The organism is Streptomyces sp. Tue6028 (genome assembly GCF_002300165.1).
Classification (GTDB): Bacteria; Actinomycetota; Actinomycetes; order Streptomycetales; family Streptomycetaceae; genus Streptomyces; species Streptomyces siamensis.
Genome location: NZ_MLCE01000002.1, coordinates 156053 through 174474 on the forward strand (window position 1 = coordinate 156053; position 18422 = coordinate 174474).

Annotated in this window: 16 protein-coding genes and 2 pseudogenes; 11 read left to right on the forward strand and 7 right to left on the reverse strand. The window is 72.3% G+C overall.

Annotation, left to right across the window (positions count from 1 at the left end; all coding sequences use genetic code 11):
* Positions 1-161 precede the first annotated feature (161 nt).
* Complete coding sequence (gene melC1, locus BKI49_RS00910) at positions 162-542, forward strand: apotyrosinase chaperone MelC1 (RefSeq protein ID WP_095932199.1); 381 nt, start codon at positions 162-164, stop codon at positions 540-542.
* Positions 543-574: 32 nt separating this feature from the next.
* Positions 575-1399 (forward strand): tyrosinase MelC2, encoded by an 825-nt coding sequence (melC2, locus tag BKI49_RS00915; protein WP_095932200.1) that lies wholly within the window; start codon positions 575-577, stop codon positions 1397-1399.
* 97 nt (positions 1400-1496) lie between these two features.
* Here the strand turns inward: melC2 and BKI49_RS00920 are convergent, their stop codons facing one another.
* The 3 genes from BKI49_RS00920 to BKI49_RS00930 form a co-directional block, all read right to left on the reverse strand.
* Positions 1497-2195 (reverse strand): ribonuclease H family protein, encoded by a 699-nt coding sequence (locus BKI49_RS00920; RefSeq protein WP_095932201.1) that lies wholly within the window; start codon positions 2193-2195, stop codon positions 1497-1499.
* A gap of 174 nt (positions 2196-2369) precedes the next feature.
* On the reverse strand, positions 2370-3368 hold the full coding sequence (locus BKI49_RS00925; protein ID WP_095932202.1) for an ArsR/SmtB family transcription factor: 999 nt from the start codon (positions 3366-3368) through the stop codon (positions 2370-2372).
* 108 nt (positions 3369-3476) lie between these two features.
* A complete protein-coding gene (locus tag BKI49_RS00930; protein ID WP_095932384.1) occupies positions 3477-4274 on the reverse strand; it encodes a VOC family protein in 798 nt (265 codons plus the stop codon).
* Positions 4275-4416: 142 nt separating this feature from the next.
* Here BKI49_RS00930 and BKI49_RS00935 point away from each other — a divergent pair, with 142 nt between their 5' ends.
* The 5 genes from BKI49_RS00935 (at position 4417) to BKI49_RS00955 (ending at position 10971) form a co-directional block, all read left to right on the forward strand.
* A complete protein-coding gene (locus BKI49_RS00935; RefSeq protein ID WP_095932203.1) occupies positions 4417-5433 on the forward strand; it encodes a zinc-binding alcohol dehydrogenase family protein in 1017 nt (338 codons plus the stop codon).
* 63 nt (positions 5434-5496) lie between these two features.
* Positions 5497-7257, forward strand: coding sequence for a SpoIIE family protein phosphatase (locus BKI49_RS00940; protein WP_306453528.1), 1761 nt, complete (start codon positions 5497-5499; stop codon positions 7255-7257).
* Positions 7258-7513: 256 nt separating this feature from the next.
* Positions 7514-8188: a response regulator transcription factor gene (locus tag BKI49_RS00945; protein ID WP_095932204.1), complete on the forward strand. Its 675-nt coding sequence runs from the start codon at positions 7514-7516 to the stop codon at positions 8186-8188.
* Positions 8189-8196: 8 nt separating this feature from the next.
* Positions 8197-9876: a hybrid sensor histidine kinase/response regulator gene (locus BKI49_RS00950; RefSeq protein ID WP_095932205.1), complete on the forward strand. Its 1680-nt coding sequence runs from the start codon at positions 8197-8199 to the stop codon at positions 9874-9876.
* Between the two features lie 171 nt (positions 9877-10047).
* On the forward strand, positions 10048-10971 hold the full coding sequence (locus BKI49_RS00955) for an SGNH/GDSL hydrolase family protein (protein WP_095932206.1): 924 nt from the start codon (positions 10048-10050) through the stop codon (positions 10969-10971).
* 20 nt (positions 10972-10991) lie between these two features.
* On the opposite strand, the gene BKI49_RS00960 is transcribed toward BKI49_RS00955, so the two are convergent.
* On the reverse strand, positions 10992-11450 hold the full coding sequence (locus tag BKI49_RS00960; protein ID WP_179332283.1) for a hypothetical protein: 459 nt from the start codon (positions 11448-11450) through the stop codon (positions 10992-10994).
* A gap of 240 nt (positions 11451-11690) precedes the next feature.
* On the opposite strand from BKI49_RS00960, the gene BKI49_RS00965 reads away from it, so the two are divergent.
* A complete protein-coding gene (locus BKI49_RS00965) occupies positions 11691-13454 on the forward strand; it encodes an ABC transporter ATP-binding protein (protein ID WP_095932207.1) in 1764 nt (587 codons plus the stop codon).
* 100 nt (positions 13455-13554) lie between these two features.
* Here BKI49_RS00965 and BKI49_RS00970 read toward each other — a convergent pair whose 3' ends face one another.
* Positions 13555-14037 carry a VOC family protein gene (locus BKI49_RS00970; protein ID WP_028799433.1) on the reverse strand — a complete coding sequence of 161 codons (483 nt, stop codon included), beginning with the start codon at positions 14035-14037 and terminating at the stop codon, positions 13555-13557.
* Positions 14038-14370: 333 nt separating this feature from the next.
* On the opposite strand from BKI49_RS00970, the gene BKI49_RS00975 reads away from it, so the two are divergent.
* Together BKI49_RS00975 and BKI49_RS00980 are read left to right on the forward strand one after the other, a co-directional pair.
* Positions 14371-15024, forward strand: coding sequence for an ATP-dependent Clp protease proteolytic subunit (locus tag BKI49_RS00975; protein ID WP_095932208.1), 654 nt, complete (start codon positions 14371-14373; stop codon positions 15022-15024).
* Position 15025: 1 nt separating this feature from the next.
* Entirely contained in the window at positions 15026-15628 is a 603-nt protein-coding gene (locus tag BKI49_RS00980; RefSeq protein WP_095932209.1) for a ClpP family protease, read from the forward strand.
* A 14-nt stretch (positions 15629-15642) separates the two neighbouring features.
* Here BKI49_RS00980 and BKI49_RS00985 read toward each other — a convergent pair whose 3' ends face one another.
* Positions 15643-16170, reverse strand: a complete 528-nt coding sequence (locus BKI49_RS00985) for a helix-turn-helix domain-containing protein (protein ID WP_095932210.1) — start codon at positions 16168-16170, stop codon at positions 15643-15645.
* Positions 16171-16582: 412 nt separating this feature from the next.
* Between BKI49_RS00985 and BKI49_RS36235 the strand changes: the two are divergent.
* Positions 16583-16915, forward strand: a pseudogene (locus BKI49_RS36235) (hypothetical protein); the annotation flags it as partial.
* 278 nt (positions 16916-17193) lie between these two features.
* On the opposite strand, the pseudogene BKI49_RS35580 reads toward BKI49_RS36235, so the two are convergent.
* Positions 17194-18384, reverse strand: a pseudogene (locus BKI49_RS35580) (DUF6777 domain-containing protein); the annotation flags it as partial.
* Positions 18385-18422 lie beyond the last annotated feature (38 nt).

Sequence of the window (18422 nt, forward strand, 5' to 3'; positions counted from 1 at the left end):
CCGGACGCCCCGCACAGCAAGATCATCTTCGTTCAATCTTGCACCGCATGTACGTGATTGTCCTGATCGCAGCCAACCGACATTCGGCGATTTCTCCCGCTCTTTGACGACCCGATAGGCATAACGGGTCATCTACCGAGCCGATCAACGGAGGAATCCGCATGCCGGAACTCACTCGTCGCCGCGCCCTCGGTGCCGCGGCAGCTCTCACCGCCGCGGCCGGTGCCGCCGCGGTCACCGCGACCCCGGCGACCGCCGCACCGACGCCGGACCATCACCACGGCGGACAGCCCGAGTCCTTCGACGAGGTGTACCGGGGCCGCCGCATACAGGGCCGCCCCGCGACCGGCGGCGGACACCACCACGGCGCCGGATACGCCGTGTTCATCGACGGCGTGGAACTGCACGTGATGCAGAACGCCGACGGCAGCTGGATCAGCGTCGTCAGCCACTACGACCCGGTCGCCACCCCGCGTGCCGCCGCACGCGCCGCGGTCGTCGAGCTCCAGGGCGCTCCGCTGGTCCCCTTCAACGGCAACTGAACCACCCGCAAGCAGATCGTGGAGTCCCGCACATGACCGTACGCAAGAACCAGGCGAACCTGACCGCAGACGAGAAGCGGCGCTTCGTCGACGCGCTGGTGCAGCTCAAGCGCAGTGGCCGCTACGACGCCTTCGTGACGACGCACAACGCCTTCATCCTCGGTGACACCGACAACGGCGAACGGACGGGCCACCGTTCACCGTCGTTCCTGCCCTGGCATCGCAGATTCCTCATCGAGTTCGAGCAGGCGCTGCAGTCCGTGGACGCCTCCGTCGCGCTGCCGTACTGGGACTGGAGCACCGACCGCACGACGCGCTCCTCGCTGTGGGCGCCCGACTTCCTCGGCGGCACCGGGCGCAGCCTCGACGGACGGGTGACGGACGGCCCGTTCGCGGCCTCCTCGGGCAACTGGCCGATCAACGTACGTGTCGACAGCCGCACTTATCTGCGCCGCTCGCTCGGCGCCGGTGTGCGGGAGCTGCCCACGCGGGCCGAGGTGGAGTCGGTGCTCGCCATGACGACGTACGACATGGCTCCCTGGAACAGTTCCTCGGACGGCTTCCGCAACCACCTCGAAGGCTGGCGCGGCGTCAACCTCCACAACCGGGTGCATGTGTGGGTGGGCGGCCAGATGGCCACCGGGGTCTCCCCCAACGACCCGGTCTTCTGGCTCCACCACGCCTACATAGACAAGCTGTGGGCGGACTGGCAGCGTCGGCACCCGAACTCCGGCTATCTGCCGCTCGCCGGCACCCCGAACGTGGTGGACGTGGGGGAGACGATGAAGCCGTGGAACGACGTGCGGCCGTCGGACCTGCTGGACCACACCAAGTTCTACACGTTCGACACGGCCTGACCGGGCCCGCTCCGGCCCGGTGGATCACTCCCGCGCTCGCGCGGGACACGCGGCCCCGGCCGTCGCCGTCGCGACGGCCGGTCCGTACTGCCGGGCCTCAGGCCGCGCCCGTCCGGCACTCCGGGTGCCCCCAGCCCTCCGCGTTCTTGGCGATGGACTCGCCCGCCGCGTAGGAACGGCCGCAGACGCAGCGGCCGGGGAACTTCGCCTTGATGGTGCGGGTCGACGTGCCCGTCCGCGTGGGCCTGGCGGAGGCGCGGCGCCGGGCCGACGAGGCCGGGGCGGGGGTGTCCGGGGAGGGCGGCGGCTCCGGGGACCCCAGGTCACTGCCCGCGGGCTGCTGCACCACCGCGGCCTGGCTCGCCGCCCGGTCGGCGAAGTCGTTGAGCCGGTCGCCGTCCACCTGGTGCGCCGGGACGTAGCGGAACTCCACGGTGCGGCCGTCGAGGAGCTCGTCGATACGGGCGACGAGCTCCTGATTGGCGACGGGCTTCCCGGCGGCCGTCTTCCAGCCCTTGCGCTTCCAGCCGGGCAGCCAGGTGGTGACGGCCTTCATCGCGTACTGGGAGTCCATCCGGATCTCCAGCGGCACATCGGGCGCGACGGCCGTCAACAGGCGCTCCAGCGCGGTCAGTTCGGCGACATTGTTGGTCGCCGTGCCCAGCGGGCCGGCCTCCCAGCGGGTGGGGCTCTCGTCCCCGTCGGCGACGACCCAGGCCCATCCGGCGGGTCCCGGGTTTCCCTTCGAGGCCCCGTCGCAGGCGGCCACAACACGTTCAGGCATGGCCTCGATCATGCCACGCGCCGACGAGTGCGGGAGCCCGGGCGGGAGCCTGGTGCCGGTGCGGGAGCCGGGGCGGGAGCCTGGTGCCGGTGCGGGAGCCCGGGCGGGAGCCTGGTGCCGGTGCGGGAGCCCCGCGCCGATGCCGGTGTCGGTGCTGGTGTCGGTGCCGGGGGCCGGGGCGAGGGCTCACCCGGCCCCGGAAGAACTGCCCGTGCCCAGCAGCCGCAGTCCCAGGAGGGTCGCCGTGTGCAGGACGTACTTGCCGTCGCGGTGGCTCGCCAGGAGACCGCCGTCGCGCAGGACGCCGATCTGGTAGCTGGCGCTGGGCAAGGCGATCCCCACCGCCCGCGCCACCTCCGACGTGGAGCGCGGGCCGCCGTCCGCGACCTCGGCGAGTACGGCGGTCCGGGTGCGGCCCAGCAGGCGTTCCAGTCCGTCGTCCGTGGTCGTGGCGACGGTGAGCGGGGCCTTCGCCACCGGGTAGACGAGCACCGGATCCAGGCCCGGATCGGCCAGCGCGGTCGGCCGGCGCCAGCAGAAGTACGACGGGACGAGCAGCAGGCCACGCCCCTCCAGGTGCAGATCGCGCTCGGTGGGATAGTCCACTTCGAGCACCGGGGCCCGCCAGCGTGCCAGCGGCCCCATGCCGGCGAGGAGGGCCTGCGTACCGCCGTCGAGCAGGGCCCGGGAGCGCACGTCGACATCGTTGCCGACGGCCGTGCGGATGTGCGGCCAGTACGGCTCCAGCAGGGTGCGGAAGTAGGTACCGAGAGCGACGGTCAGGGGCCTGAGCCCGTCGCCGCCGGGCCGGCCCAGCGAGGTCGTCCACGCGGGCAGCGGGCGCGCCTCGGCCAGTCGCGTCAGCTCGCGGGTCAGCCGCGCACGAGGCGTGCCCCGTAACTCGTCCAGGCCCGCGGCGAGGCCACCACCGGTGACCGGCGGCGTGAGGAAGTCCGGGATGTAGCCGGCCGCCGGGATCAGCGCGCGCAGCGGGCCCAGCGCGCGGCCCGCGGCGGCGTCCTGGGAGAGACGCTCACGGGCCGCGCGCCGCCAGTGGCCGAAGTCCAGCGGCCCCTGCCCCGTCTCCAACCGGCAGACGCTGCAGACCAGTTCCCACAGCGGATCGGGCTGCCGGGCGACGCGGATGTTCTGAAGATCGGTCGACGTGAAGTGAATGCGGAGCATGCGGTCTCTTCCACTCGCCCTTCCTCGTGCCGGCTCGGCCCCTGAGCGCCGTCGCCACAAGGAGGGACGAATACCGCATCCGCGCGGTTGCCCTCGTGGGGCGGCGCCTCAGGACACCTCGTTCATCGTCGGCATCTCCCCCTGGGTGGTGCTCACGTCGATGACGGAGAAGGACGCGCCCTGCGGGTCGCTGAGCGCCGCGAACCGGCCGAACGGGCTGTCCATGGGCCCGAACCGCAGGACGGCGCCGCGCTCGGTCGCCTTCGCCACGGCCGCGTCGCAGTCCTCGACGGTGAAGTACACGTTGACGTACGGCGGCACCTCGGGCGGGAACTCGTCCGTCATCTTCATCCGGCCCAGGACAGGGTTCTCCCCCACGCTGAAGATCCGGTAGTCGGTGTTGTCGTCGTCCATCTGCCGTGCGCTGAGCGGGAAGACGGCCGGGAAGAAGGCGTCGGACTTCTCCGGTTCACGGGTGAACAGCTCGGCCCACGCGTACGCGCCCGGTTCGGCGACCGCCTCGAAGCCCTCGTGGGTGCCGCCCTGCCAGACGCCGAACACGGCGCCGCTCGGGTCGCGGGCCAGCGCCATCGTGCCGAACTCGCCGACCTGCATCGGCTCCATCAGCACCTCGCCGCCGTTGTCCCTGATCTTGGTGGCGGTGGCGGCGGCATCGGGTGAGGAGAAGTACAGGCACCAGGCCGACTGGCCCTCCTGCCCGGGCATCGGCGGCACGACCGCGGCCACCGACTTGCCGTTCGCGTACGCCTGCGTGTAGTTGCCGTACTCCGACGACGACTCGCCGAACGTCCAGCCCAGCACGTCACTGTAGAAACTCTTCGCTCCCTCGACATCGCTGAACATCGCGTCCGCCCAGCAGGGCGTTCCTTCGGGCTGTACGGCCATGACGTCGACCTTCTCCTGCTCGGTGACCGGGTGTGCGCCTTTCACGCTAGCCAGGCTCCGCGTGGGCCGCGCGCCGAGCGGGAGCGGCCGCAGGACACTGGTGAACGGGCACAGTGTCGTCGACGGAACGAGGCACGTGATGATGCACGCGTGGGAGGTGGCCCGGCCCGGGCCCATCGAACAGGGGCCGCTGCGCTTCGTCGAGAAGCCGGTTCCGTCACCGGGGCCCGACGAGATCCTGGTGCACGTCCGCGCCTGCGGCGTGTGCCGCACGGACCTGCACGTCAGCGAGGGCGACCTGCCCGTACGCAGGCCGGGGGTGACTCCGGGGCACGAGGTGGTCGGCGTGGTCGCGGGCACGGGCGACGCGGTCGACGGCTTCGCCCTCGGCGACCGGGTCGGCGTCGCGTGGCTGCGCCGTACCGACGGGACCTGTGCCTACTGCGCGCGGGGCTCGGAGAACCTCTGCCCGGCATCCGTGTACACCGGCTGGGACGCCGACGGCGGTTACGCCGAGTACACGACCGTCCCGGCGGCCTTCGCCTACCGGCTGCCCGCGGACCTGGACGACGTCGCCGCGGCGCCGCTGCTGTGCGCCGGCATCATCGGCTACCGCGCGCTGCTGCGGGCCGGCCTGACACCCGGCGGGCGGCTCGGGCTGTACGGCTTCGGGGGCAGCGCCCACCTGTGCGCGCAGCTGGCCCTCGCACAGGGCGCCACCGTGCACGTCCTGACCCGCGACGCGGCCTCGCGACGGCTGGCGCTCGAACTGGGGGCAGCGTCCGCCCGGGGGGCGTACGACGAGCCGCCCGAGCCGCTCGACAGCGCGATCCTGTTCGCGCCGGTCGGCGACCTGGTCCCGGTCGCCCTGCGTGCACTCGACCGGGGCGGGATCCTGGCGGTCGCGGGGATCCATCTGAGCGACGTCCCCGTGCTGAACTACCAGCGCGAGCTGTTCTACGAGAAGGAGCTCCGCAGCGTCACCTCGAACACGCGACGGGACGGGCGTGACTTCCTGGCGCTCGCGGCCCGGCACGGTGTCCGCGCCACGACGCACCCCTACCCTCTGTCGCGGGCGCAGGACGCCCTGCGGGACCTGAAGGCGGGCCGGTTCGACGGAGCGGCGGTACTGGTGAACGATCTTCCGCCGTCGGCCTGAGCATGCGGGTCCGCCGCGCCCGTGCGTGGATGGTGCCAGAGGGGCGGTGCGGAGGGAGGAGGCATGACGGACCGGGGCGGTGACGCCACCGCGGGTACGGGGACGCCGGCCGACGCGCCGGACGCCCCCGCGAGTGCGGGGCCGCCGCCCGACGCGCCGGACACCTCCGGGCCGGCGGGGGCGCAGTCCGAGGCGCCGGACGACTCTGCGCGAGCGGGACCGCCGCCCGACGCACCGGGCACCACCGCGAGTGCGGGGCCGCCGCACGGCTCGCCGGACACCTCCAGGAGTGCCGCGGCGCAGTCCGAGCCGCCGGACGACTCTGCGAGTGCGGGACCGTCTCCCGACGCACCGGGCACCACCGCGAGTACGGGGCCACGGCACGGCTCGACCTCCAGGCCGGCGGGTGCGCCGGCCGAGGCGCCGGACGACGACGCATGTACGGGACCGTCTCCCGACGCACCGGGCACCACCCCGAAAACGGGGCCGCCGCACGGCTCGCCGGACACCTCCAGGAGTGCCGCGGCGCAGTCCGAGGCGCCGGACGACTCTTCGAGTGCGGGACCGTCTCCCGACCCGCCGGACACCACCCCGAGCACGGGGCCATCTCCCGACCCGCCGGACACCACCCCGAGCACGGGGCCGCCGCGCGACGCGCTGGTCGACGCCGTCGAGTCGATCGGGACCACGCTGCAGGAGCCGGCCACCTGCGCCGAGCTCGTCGCCTACGTGTGCCGTCACTTCTGCGACGCGGCAGCCGTCGATCTGCTGCCGGCGGATGTCCCGGCCGTCCCGAGCCCGGCCGACCCGGACCTGTCGCGCGTCGCCACGGCGGGCCGCGTGGAGCTGCTCCCCGCGGCACACGGACCCCGCCCCCTGTCCGTCCAGGCGCTGGAGGAAGGGCACCCGATCGCCGCCTCCCTCGATCTGTCGGGCCGCGTTCCCCGGCAGGTCATGACCGTGCCCCTGCTCGCCCACGGACAGCGGTACGGGGTGCTCGTCGCCGTCCGGCGGGGGCCTGCCTTCAGCGACGCGGAGACGTCGCGCACGCACTACGCGGCCCGTCTCGCGGCCGTCCACCTGGGCCATGCGCGACGGCACGGCGCCCTGCGCAGTACGGTCCTGTCGCTCCAGCGGGCGCTGCTCGCCGAGCCCGGCCGCCCGCATCCGAACCTGGAGCTGGCCACGCGCTATCTGCCGGCCGGGGGCAGCACCCTGGTGGGCGGGGACTGGTTCGAGACCGTGCGGCTGCACTTCGGGCGCACCCTGCTGGTCGTGGGCGACGTCATGGGGCACGGACTGGACGCGGCGGTGGACATGAACGCGTACCGCTCGATGCTGCGCTACGTCGCGGCCACGGACCTGCCGCCGCACCGGGTGCTGCGCCGGCTCGACGCGGCCGTCGCCGAGGACGGCACCCGACGGCCGGCGACCAGTCTTCTCGCGCGTGTGGACCCGGCGCGCGGCGTGGCCTCGCTCGCGAGCGCCGGGCACCTGCCCCCGGTGGTGTTCTGCGGCGACGGCACCGGCGAGCTGGTGGACCTGCCCGTCGGCCCTCCGCTCGGCACGGGGGTCGGCGGCTACGAACAGACCGGCCGCAGGCTGGCGCCCGACGACACCCTGGTGATGTTCACCGACGGTCTCGTGGAGCACCGCGGGGAGGACATCGACGAGTCGCTCGCCCGACTGGCCGGACTGCGTCTGCCGCCGGGGGCGAACGTCGACGACCTGCTCGACGGGATCCTCGCCAAGCTCGACACGCGGCACGCGGAGGACGACGTGGCGGTACTCGCGGCCCGCATCCGCCACCGGCCGACGGCGTGACACCGCCCCGGCGCAGTGGGCCGGGGCGGTGTCACGCCGTCACGCCGTCACGCCAGGACATGAGCGTGCGCCGACGCGGGTTCGTGCGGCGGTGCTTCGCTCCCCGCACCGCACGAGCCCGCGCCGAACTCCCCCCGGGTGGTTCCCCCTTGAACCGTGGGCGGTTCCTGTTCTACCTTCACCACATGGTCGGGGCATCAACGCCCGCTCACCCGTGCAACAACACGGGGCGGGCGGCAGCTGGACCGGGTGTGGGATGCGACCTCACCTCGCGTTGATCGAGGACGACACCGACTTCGCACTGATGTGCAGTTCCTATCTGGAGCGGGCGGGATTCACGGTCCGCTGGGCGGGCGACGCGCGCGCCGGGAAGGCCGCCATGTACGACGGCGGCATCGATCTGGTCGTCCTCGATCTCGGGCTGCCCGACGGCAGCGGGCTGGAACTGCTGCGTGCCCTGCGTTCCACCAGCCGTCTCCCGGTGATCGTCGTCTCCGGGCGCGGCGAGGAGGCGGACCGGGTGGCGGGCCTGGAGATCGGCGCCGACGACTACCTGGTCAAGCCCTTCTCGCAGCGTGAACTCGTCGCCAGGATCCGCGCGGTGCTGCGCCGTTCCGAGCCGCCCGACGTGCCGGTCGTCCTGGAGGCCGGGGCACTGCGCGTGGACACGGCGGCTCACCAGGCGACCGTCGCGGGCGTCCCCCTGGCGCTACGTCCCAAGGAATACGCCCTGTTGGAGCTGCTGGCCCGCTCCCCCGGCCGGGTCTTCTCGGCGGAACAGCTGCTGGAGCAGGTCTGGGGCGCGTCCTGGCAGCCCTCGGCGACCGTCGTCGAGCACGTCTACCGGCTGCGCGGCAAGCTCGCCGGGGTCCCCACGCCCGCACCGCGGATCACCACGGTGCGGGGCTTCGGCTACCGACTCGACCCCTGAGGGCCGCCATGTCCGCGAACACCCCTTATCCCGTACCCGACTTCAGGAACCTGTTCGACGCGACGCTCTCGCCCCTCCTCGTCCTGGCGCCCGACTTCACGATCGTGGAGGTCAACCGGGCCTACCTGAACGCCACCCGCACCGAGCGGAGCATCGTCGGGCGTCCCATTTTCGAGGTGTTCCCCGACAACCCGGACGACCCGTCGGCGGACGGCGTAGCCAATCTGCGCCGCTCACTGCGGTCCGTGCTGGAAACCCGCCGGACGGACACGATGGCCCTCCAGCGCTACGACATCCCGACGGGTGAGGCGGGCGGGTTCGTCGAGCGGTACTGGAGCCCGGTCAACACGCCGGTGATCGACGCGGACGGCACGGTCACCCACATCATCCACCGTGTCGAGGACGTCACCGAGTTCGTCCGGCTGCGCCGGGCCGGGCAGGAACGGGAGCGCGCCGAGGCGGCGGCACGGACACGCGCCGAGGACATGGAGATCGATCTCTTCGTACGGGCCAGGGAGATCCGTGAGGTCAACGAGCAGCTGAGTCGCGCCAACGCCGAACTCGACGCGGCAGGGCGGACGTTGCGGGAGGAGCAGCAGGCCAAGGACCGGTTCATCGCCACCCTCTCGCACGAACTGCGCAATCCGCTCGCCGCCGCCACCGCGGCCACCGAACTGCTCGCCCTGGACCTGCCCGAGGGCCATCCGGCGCTGTCCGTCCTGGAACGCCAGCTCGGCACGCTGGTGCGGATGAGCAACGACCTCCTCGACGGGACTCGGGCGGTGACCGGACGACTGGATCTGGTGCGGGGGCGGACGGACCTGCGCCCGGTGGTCGCGGGCGCCTGCGCGGACATCCGCGGCCTGTTCGACCACGACGGCCGCACGCTCGACGTCGACCTGCCCGCCGAGCCGGTGCTCGTGGACGGGGACCGGCTGCGGCTGGCCCAGGTGCTGACGAATCTGCTGTCCAACGCGCTCAAGTACACGCCCGCGGACGGGAGTACGCGGGTGAGCCTGTCGGTGGCGGACGGCCTGGTACGCCTGACCGTCGCGGACGACGGGATCGGCTTCGCGCCCGAACAGGCCGAGGAACTGTTCGGCGTCTTCATGCGCGCCGCCCCGGCGGGGCCGAGCACCCCCGAGGGACTCGGCCTGGGTCTCGCGGTGGCCCGTACGATCGTCGAACTCCACGGAGGCCGGATCTCCGCGCACAGCGAAGGCCCGGGCACCGGTGCCACGTTCACGGCGGTGCTCCCGCTCGCGACCGCGACGGTGCCGGAGCCGCGCCGCGCGCCGCGGTCCCGTACCGCGGTGCAGCAACTGGCCGTCCTGATCGTCGAGGACAACACGGACCTCGCCACGACCTATCGCACCCTCCTGGAGCGGCAGGGCCACCATGTCACCGTCGTGCACACCGGTGAGGACGCGATCACCGCCACCCGGTCCCACCTGTTCGACGTCGTCCTGTGCGACCTGGGCCTGCCGGACATCGACGGTTACGCGGTCGCGCGGGCGGTGCGGTCGCGCCCGCACGGCGGGAAGGTCCGGTTGATCGCGATCTCCGGGTTCAGCCGGGGTTCCGACCAGGGCGAGTCACGGAGCGCCGGATTCGACGCCCATCTGGCCAAGCCGCTTCCGCTGGTGGACCTGCTGGAACTGCTGGGCGGCACGCTCCCCGAGCGGTGACGGACGCCGTGCCGGTGCCGGCAGCCCGCCCTCTCTCCGGACTTCGCCCTGATGCCTGCTGCCGCCCGTACCCGCCCCGGGCGCGCCGCATGGCCGACGTGTGTCTTCCGCCTTGCGCCCGCCTGTGCTTGCCTGGGGAACCCTTTCGGTGGACGGGGCGGGAGTTGCCGTATGCGGAAACCGTGGATCGTGGGGGTGCTGTTGGCCGGGCTGCTGCTCGGCGCGTGCGGCGACCCCGCGTCGAGCCCGGAGGCGTCCCCGCCCGCTCCCGCCGTGCCCGACGGCACGGGACCCACGGCCCGGACCACCCATCAGGGTGCGGCGGCGTCCCCGGGGGCGGGCACCCCCGCGAAGGCACCGAAGGTGCTCTACCTCGGCGACTCGCTCGCCATGGAGAACCAGAAGGTCCTCGGCGGGCTGCTCCGGGACCGGCTGCACGCGCGCTACACGAGCGCCCCGCGCTCGGGCACCACCTTGTGCGACTACCTGGAAGGCACCGGCGCGAAGTCGCTCGTGCCGGCCGGCGAGAAGGCGGCCGCCCTGGTGCGCTCGCTGCGGCCGGACTTCGTCGTGCTGCAGTTCTGGGGCAACTCCTGGGGCTACACCCCCTGCATGGACGGCATCACCTACGACAAGCAGCGCGGCCCGTACTTCCAGCGGTACGAGGCGGACATGAAGCGGCTGACGGATCAGATAGCCGAGGCGGCGGACGGCGCCTCACGGCCCCGGATCGTGTGGGTGCTCCAGGGGCCCGACCCGATCACCCCGACCCGGGTCCAAAGGGTGAACGCGCTGTACGAGGCCCGGGCCCGTGCCTCCGGCGATCTCGTGGCGGACGCGGGCAGGACGGTGAGCGCGACGTCGGCCCGCTACACCTGGACGCAGTACCTGCCCTGTACGTCGTACGAGCGCGCCCATCCGACGTACTGCACCCAGCCCGGCAGCGACCGCACGGCCCTCCACCGCGACGACGACTACCTGCACTTCTGCCTGGCCCCCACGACGACCACCCCGAAGCCCTGCCCGGTCCGCTCCCCCGGGATCCAGCGCATCACTCGGGAGATCACCCGCGTGGTCGCCGATCACGCCGGCTGACCCGGTCCGGGCGGCAGGGTTCACCGGTCGGCGAGGCCGTCCGGGGTCGGCTCAGGTCCCTGCGCCGGGCCGCTCCCGGACGCCGACGTGGCTCCCGGAGCCGGATCCGCCGAGGCCGACGGGGGCGCGTCGTGGCGGGCGAGGAAGGCGTCGATCAGGGCCCGTTGGCCGTCCGAGGAGACCCCCCGGAGTTCGAGGCGGTCGTCGCCGATCGAGATGCCGGCGGTGCGGACGGGCCGGTTGCCGAGCCACGACACCACCGTCTGCACCACGCTCCGCAGCACGACCGGCGCGGCGGTCACCGCGAGTGCTCCGACGGCGATCGCCTCGCCTGGCTTGGCGCGACCGGGAACTGCGCCCGATCGGTTCAACTCGGCTCGTTCGATTTCGAGTTCGAGCAGTCGTTCACGCAACTGCCGGGTGAGTGCGTCCAGTTCCTCCTGGTCGCTGTCCGCGTCGGCCTCCAGCAGGAGGTCCATCCGACGTGCCGGGCCGTCGCCCACCGTGTCCCCCGATTCCCCCGGTGCTGCTGGTGCCGGAGCAGTCTAGCCGCCGACGCGCACCGGCGGCCGGTCGCGAAGGAAGAGCGTCCTTCCCGGACATCCGGGTCCACCTTCCGGGAAATCCGGGGTCATCCGTGGCGCCCGCGGGGTTACGCGCCCGCCGTCCGGGCGGTAAGCGCTTGCCCTCTACTCGGCCACTGGGGAGGACCATCGCCGATGGCGTCGTCCGAGAGACCGCTCGACCACCGTTACCGGGGCGAGCACCCGATCCGCACCCTCGCCTACCTGTTCCGCGCCGACCGCCGCCGACTGGCCGGCGCCTTCGTGGTCTTCACCGTGAAGCACAGTCCGGTGTGGCTCCTGCCGCTGATCACCGCGGCCATCATCGACACCGTCGTGCAGCACCAGCCGATCGGCCGGATGTGGCTGAGCGCCGGGGTCATCCTGTTCATCCTGCTGGTCAACATCCCGCTGCACCTGCTGTACGTACGGCTGCTGTACGGCAGCGTGCGCCGCATGGGCACCGATCTGCGGTCGGCGCTGTGCACCCGCATGCAGCAGCTGTCCATCGGCTACCACTCGCGGGTGAGCGCGGGCGTGCTCCAGGCCAAGGTCGTCCGCGACGTGGAGACGGTCGAGCAGATGGTGCAGCAGACCGCCGAGACCGGACTCGGCGCGCTCACCGTGCTCACCGGCGGCCTCGTCGTGATCGCCGTCCGCACCCCCGAGTTCGTGCCTGTGTTCGTGTGCGTCGTGCCGGTCGCGGCCCTGCTCGTCGCCCGGCTGCGGACCCGGCTGCGCTCGCAGAACGAGCACTTCCGTCACGAGGTCGAGCATCTGTCGTCGCGGGTCACGGAGATGACCCGGCTCATCCCGGTGACCCGGGCGCACGGGCTGGAGGGCAAGGCGCTGCGCCGTATGGACGGCACGCTGCGGCAGGTGCTCCACTCCGGGCTCCGCCTCGACCTGCTCAACGGCCGGTTCGCCTCGCTGGCCTGGGTGTTCCTCAATGTCGTCGGCGTGGTCTTCCTGACCTGCGCGGCACTGGTGTCCTACTACGGCGTGTGGGGTGTCACGCCCGGCGACGTCGTCATGCTCAGTGCCTTCCTGACCACCCTCACCAACTCCACGACGACGCTCGCGGGGCTGGCTCCGGTCATCACCAAGGGTCTGGAGTCGGTGCGTTCGGTCGGCGAGGTCCTTCAGGCACCCGAACTGGAGGACAACGAGGGCAAGTCGGAGGTGACGTCCGTACGAGGCGCCGTCGCCTTCGAGGGCGTCGGGCACGCCTACGAGGAAGGCAGGCCCGCGGTAAGGGACTTCACCCTCTCCGTCGCTCCGGGCGAGACCGTCGCCCTGGTGGGCGCCTCGGGGGCGGGCAAGTCCACCGTGCTGAACCTCGTCATCGGTTTCATCCGCCCCGGGTCGGGCCGCCTGCTGCTCGACGGCACCGACATGAGCACCCTGGACCTGCGCACGTACCGGCGGTTCGTCTCGGTCGTCCCTCAGGAGTCGATCCTCTTCGACGGCACCGTCCGGGAGAACGTGGCGTACGGCATGGACGACGCCGGGGACACGGTGGTGCGGCAGGCCCTGCGCGACGCGAACGCGCTGGAGTTCGTCGACCGGCTGCCCCAGGGCCTCGACACCGTGGTGGGCGAGCACGGGGCACGGCTGTCCGGCGGGCAGCGCCAGCGGCTGGCCATCGCGCGGGCGCTGATCCGCGATCCCCGGGTCCTCATCCTCGACGAGGCCACCTCGGCGCTGGACACGCACTCGGAGGCCCTCGTCCAGCAGGCGCTGGCCCGGCTGCTGCGCGGCCGCACCACGTTCGTCGTGGCGCACCGGCTGTCCACCGTCCGGGGCGCCGACCGCATCGTCGTGATGGGGGACGGCGTCATCCGGGAGATCGGCTCGCACGAGGAGCTGCTGCGGCGCGGCGGCGCCTACGCGGCGCTGTACAGCGGTCAGCCCGCCTGAGGGCGCTGGGCCCGCCCGGACTCCGGAACGGTTCCGGCTCGGGCGGGCCGCACGACCGCGCGGCTGCGGACGTGCGGCCCGTCGGGGCCGGGCCGGGCCGTCACTCGCCCGCGTACACCTTCTCCAGGGCCGCGATGTCCAGCTTGGACATCCGGTACATCGCCTGGACCGTGCGGGTCGCCTTCTGCGGGTCCGGGTCACTGATCAGGTCGATGAGCCGGCTGGGCACGACCTGCCAGGACAGGCCGTACTTGTCCTTGATCCAGCCGCACGGGCCCGCTTCGCCGCCGTCCTCGACGAACTTGTTCCAGTAGTGATCCACTTCTTCCTGGTCCGCGCAGTGGATCTGGAACGAGATGGCCTCGTCGAACGTGAACTCCGGGCCGCCGTTGATCGCGACGAACTTCTGTCCGTTGGCCACGAACTCGGCGGCCAGGACGGATCCGGCAGGGCCGGGCCCCGCCTCGGTGTAGCGGCCGATCCTGCCGAGCTTGGAGTTCTTGAAGATCGAGACGTAGTAGTGGGCGGCCTCCTCGGCCTGGCCGTCGAACCACAGGCACGTGGTGAATCCGTCGGCGGGCATGTGTACCTCCTCGGGCGGGAAAACATCCTTACCCGTATCGACCGGTCGTCGCCCGCAAACTCATCGGTGGCCCGCGGACCGTTCGGGTGACCATGGCCCGGCGCCCCGCCCAGTGGTCGGTGCGCCGGTCACCGCCTGCCGCTCGGCCCCGGACGCCGGGGCCGGGGAAGTCTCATGGCCTCAGCGCAGCAGATCCTCGGGCCGGTCTGGTCGTGTCGGCCTCTGCCCGTGGCAGATCTGCCGCGGGCAGAGAAACCGGACACGGCCGCGGGACCGGGCCGAGAGTGGAGGGCGCGGCCACCCACGTCGGCCGCCTCACCACAAGGAGGACCGATGTCTCCACTCGTCACGGGCCGCCACCCGGCCCACGCGCCGCGGGCCGAGGAGGGCGACACCCCGCCGTCCCGCTTCGACGACCACCTGGCCGCGCAACTGCTCGGACAGCGGATCGTCTTCCTCGGCACACAGGTCGACGAGATCTCCGCGAACCGGGTCTGCGCCCAGCTGCTCCTGCTGTCCGCGGAAGACCCGCGCACCGACATCAGTCTGTACGTCAACAGCCCCGGCGGTTCCGTGACCGCCGGCCTGGCGATCTACGACACGATGCGGCTGATCCCCAACGACGTGTCCACACTCGTCATGGGATTCGCGGCGAGCATGGGACAGTTCCTGCTCACCGTCGGCACGCGCGGCAAGCGCTACGCGCTGCCGAACGCGCGGATCATGATGCACCAGCCGTCGGCCGGCATCGGCGGCACCACGGCCGACATCGAGATCCAGGCGCAGAACCTGGAGTTCACGAAGAGGGCGATCGAGCGGATCACGGCCGAGCACACCGGACAGAGCGAGGAGACCATCTCCCGGGACGGCGACCGCGACCGCTGGTTCACGGCCGAACAGGCACGGGAGTACGGCATGGTGGACCGGGTCGTGGAGTCGCTCGACGACGTCCGCCCGGCCGCCTCACGGCGAAGGATGGGGCTCTGACATGGGTACGTACACGATCCCGAACGTCGTCGAGCGCACCCCGCAGGGCGAGCGGTCGTACGACGTCTTCAGCCGTCTGCTGTCCGAGCGGATCATCTTCCTCGGCACGGAGATCGACGACGGGGTCGCGAACGTCGTCATCGCGCAACTCCTCCATCTGGAGTCGTCGAGCCCGGAGAGCGAGATCGCGATCTACATCAACTCGCCCGGTGGTTCGTTCACTTCGCTCATGGCCATCTACGACACGATGACGTTCGTCCAGGCCCCCATCTCCACCTTCTGCGTCGGGCAGGCGGCGTCGACGGCGGCGGTGCTCCTGGCCGGGGGCGACCCGGGGCGGCGGTTCGTGCTGGAGCACGCGCGCGTCCTGCTCGGTCAGCCGGCCAGCGGCGGACGCCAGGGCACGGTCTCGGACCTGAGCCTGCAGGCCAAGGAGATGATCCGCATCCGCTCTCAGGTCGAGGAGGTCCTCGCCCGGCACACCCGCCACGACATCGCGACCCTGCGCGCGGACATGGACCGGGACAAGATCTTCACCGCGGGCGAGGCGGTGGCCTACGGCCTCGCGGACGAGGTGCTGAGCCGACGGCTCGCGGTGCTCTGACGGCGCCGGCCGGGTCAGGCGGCCAGGCACACGCCGTCGTACCCGGACGTCGAAGGCCTCGCGGCCGACGTCACCGACGTGGAGGTCACCGAGGTGCCGCGGCCGCGGCCCGGCCCGAGCCCGGCGAGCCGGTCCAGCCGGACGAGTTCGTCCTGGGCCAGCGACAGCAGATCGGTGAGACCGAGGCCGAGGGCGCGCGCGGCCGCCGCGAGCACTTCGGAGGATGCCTCCTTGCGCCCGCGCTCCAGCTCCGACAGGTACGGCATGGAGATCCGGGCCTCTTCGGCCACATCCTTCAGCGTGCGCTCCTGGGCGAGCCGTTCGCGCCGCAGGACGTCGCCCACGAGGTCGCGCCACAGGGGCTCCTTGCCCCCGAACGGCTCGCGTCCCGGGGGCTCCTGGGGCATCGGGCGCGGTGCGAGGACCGGCCGGGCTCGTCGCGGCGCCGTGGCGGGGGCGGCGGGCACCGCCCGGGCCGGACCGGACGCGGTCGCCGGGCGCAGGGGGATGACTCGGGCTTCGTCGGGCGCGTCGTTGCTCACCCCTCCAGCCTAGAAGGGGTGAGCCGGACGGAAAGGGATCGGCGTTCCGCTCTCGGTGAATCCAGGACTCCGGGAATCCGTGAATCCGTGAATCCGTGGAGCCAAGGGTCCGGGTCGCGGGCGGCGTGGGTGGGGAGGGAGGGTTGCCCCTCAGGCCCCGCCGCCCGTTTCGGCGGGCTCCTGCTCGGTCTCGGCCGGCTCCTGCGCGGTTTCACCGGGCTCCTGGCCGGTCTGACCCGGCTCCTGGGCCGTCTCGGCAGGCTCCGACGGGGCCGGTTCCTGCGAGAAGGGAGCGGACGCGACGGGCCCGGACGAGAGCGTCGGCGTCTCGGCGGCCGGGGCCGACTGCGTGGCGGTCGGCGCGGGCTGCGTGGCGGTCGGCGCGGGCTGCGTGGCGGTCGGAGCGGGCTGCGTGGCGGTCGGTTCGGGTGCCGACGACTTCGGCTCGGAAGGCGACTCGACCTTCGAGGACTCGGGCTTCGGCGACTCGGACTTCGACGCGGAAGGCGACTCCGACTTCGAGGACTCGGTCTTCGAGGACTCGGGCTTCGGCGATTCCGACTTCGACGGCTCGGTCTTCGAGGACTCGGGCTTCGGCGACTCGGACTTCGACGCGGAAGGCGACTCCGACTTCGAGGACTCGGGCTTGGAGGACTCGGACTTGGACGGCTCCGACTTCGACGACGAGGGCGACTCCGACTTCGAGGACTCAGGTTTCGAGGACTCGGACTTGGACGGCTCCGACTTCGAGGACTCGGACTTGGAGGGTTCGGACTTCGAGGGTGAGGCCGAGGACTCGGAGGGCGAGGTCGACGAGCCGGACTTGGAGGGCCCGGACGACGTCGAGGAGGGCGAGGACGGCGACGTCGGCGGGGTGGTCGGGGCGCACGCCCCACCACCGGTCAGGGTGACGCACGGCGTCGGTTTCGGCGTCGTCGGCGTGGGGGTCACGACCACCGTCGGGAAGGGCCGTGGCGGACGGTGCGTCCGACGGTCGTGGTGCGTGTTGTCACCCCGGTACCGGGCTATCCACCTGTCGTCGTGCGGGTCGACGATGACGAACACGTTGATGATCGTCACGGAGGGCGCTATCACCACGACGTTCTGCGGCTGGAAGGACGCCCAGCGCGTGCCCGTCTGCTTGGGCGTGGTCTTCTGCTGGACGGGCTCCTTCAGCGGGTTGCCGCAACCGCAGCGCGTACGGGGCACACCGTGGGAGTCGACGAGGACCGAGGTGCCGGACTGGAGGATCGCCTGGTAGCTGGTGGGGCCGCCGGAACGGTAACCGTGGTTGGTCACCCGCGTGTCGGCGCTCAGTTGCACCGGCGTGAGCGACCGCAGGTACGTGGGAATCTGTCCCGCCGTGATGCCCTCCACCGAGGCGAAGGCCCTGGCTTTGGACGGGTCCGCCTGCAGCGCCTTGATCTGCTTCTCCACGTTGCACGGGGAGACGTTCTTCCGACCGGCGTACAGCCCCGGCGCCGAACCCACCACGCCACGCGTCACGTTGCCGGGCACCTCGGTGGTGCCTCCGCCCTGCGTACGTGTCTCGACCGGCGCACCGGTGGTCTTCGGCGTCGTGCCCCCCGGCGCCGTGGTCTTCGGCGGCGTGGTCTTCGGCGTCGTGCCCCCGGGCTCCGTCGTCTTCGGCGGCGTGGTCTTCGGCGTCGTACCCCCCGGCTCCGTCGTCTTCGGCGGCGTGGTCCCCGGCTCGGTCGTCTTCTGCGCCGGTGTCCCGGGCTCCGTGGTCTTCGGCACCGAGGTACCGGTCTTCGAAGTCCCCGGCGCGGTGCCGGTGTCGGTCGCCGTCGACTCCGTGAACGGGTCGGGCCCGGCCGCGGCAGCCGGCTGGAGGAACACCTCACCGGCGGTGTTCTTGCCACCGCCGGTGTTGTTGCTGAACAGGAGACCGACGACCACGGCCAGCGCGACGACGCCGGTCAGCAGCGCGACTCGGGGTGCCGACCTCCACCAGGGATGCTCGGGCCCCTGCCCCGGACCACCGCGCCCGGACGGTCCGCCTCCGCCGCCCCCACCGCCCCCCGGACCGGACCCACCCGGCGGTGGCTCCGAGGGAACACGGCTGTCCGGCTGCGTGGGAGTGGGACTTGGACCGGGCTGGCTCGGCTGCGACGGACGCGCCAGCGGACCGGAGGGCGGTCCTGTGGGTTGGCCGCCTGTGGGTTGGCCGGAAGTCGGCGGTTCGACGCTCACGAGCTACTCCCGTTGTAGGGATTCCGCGGCACCTGGTG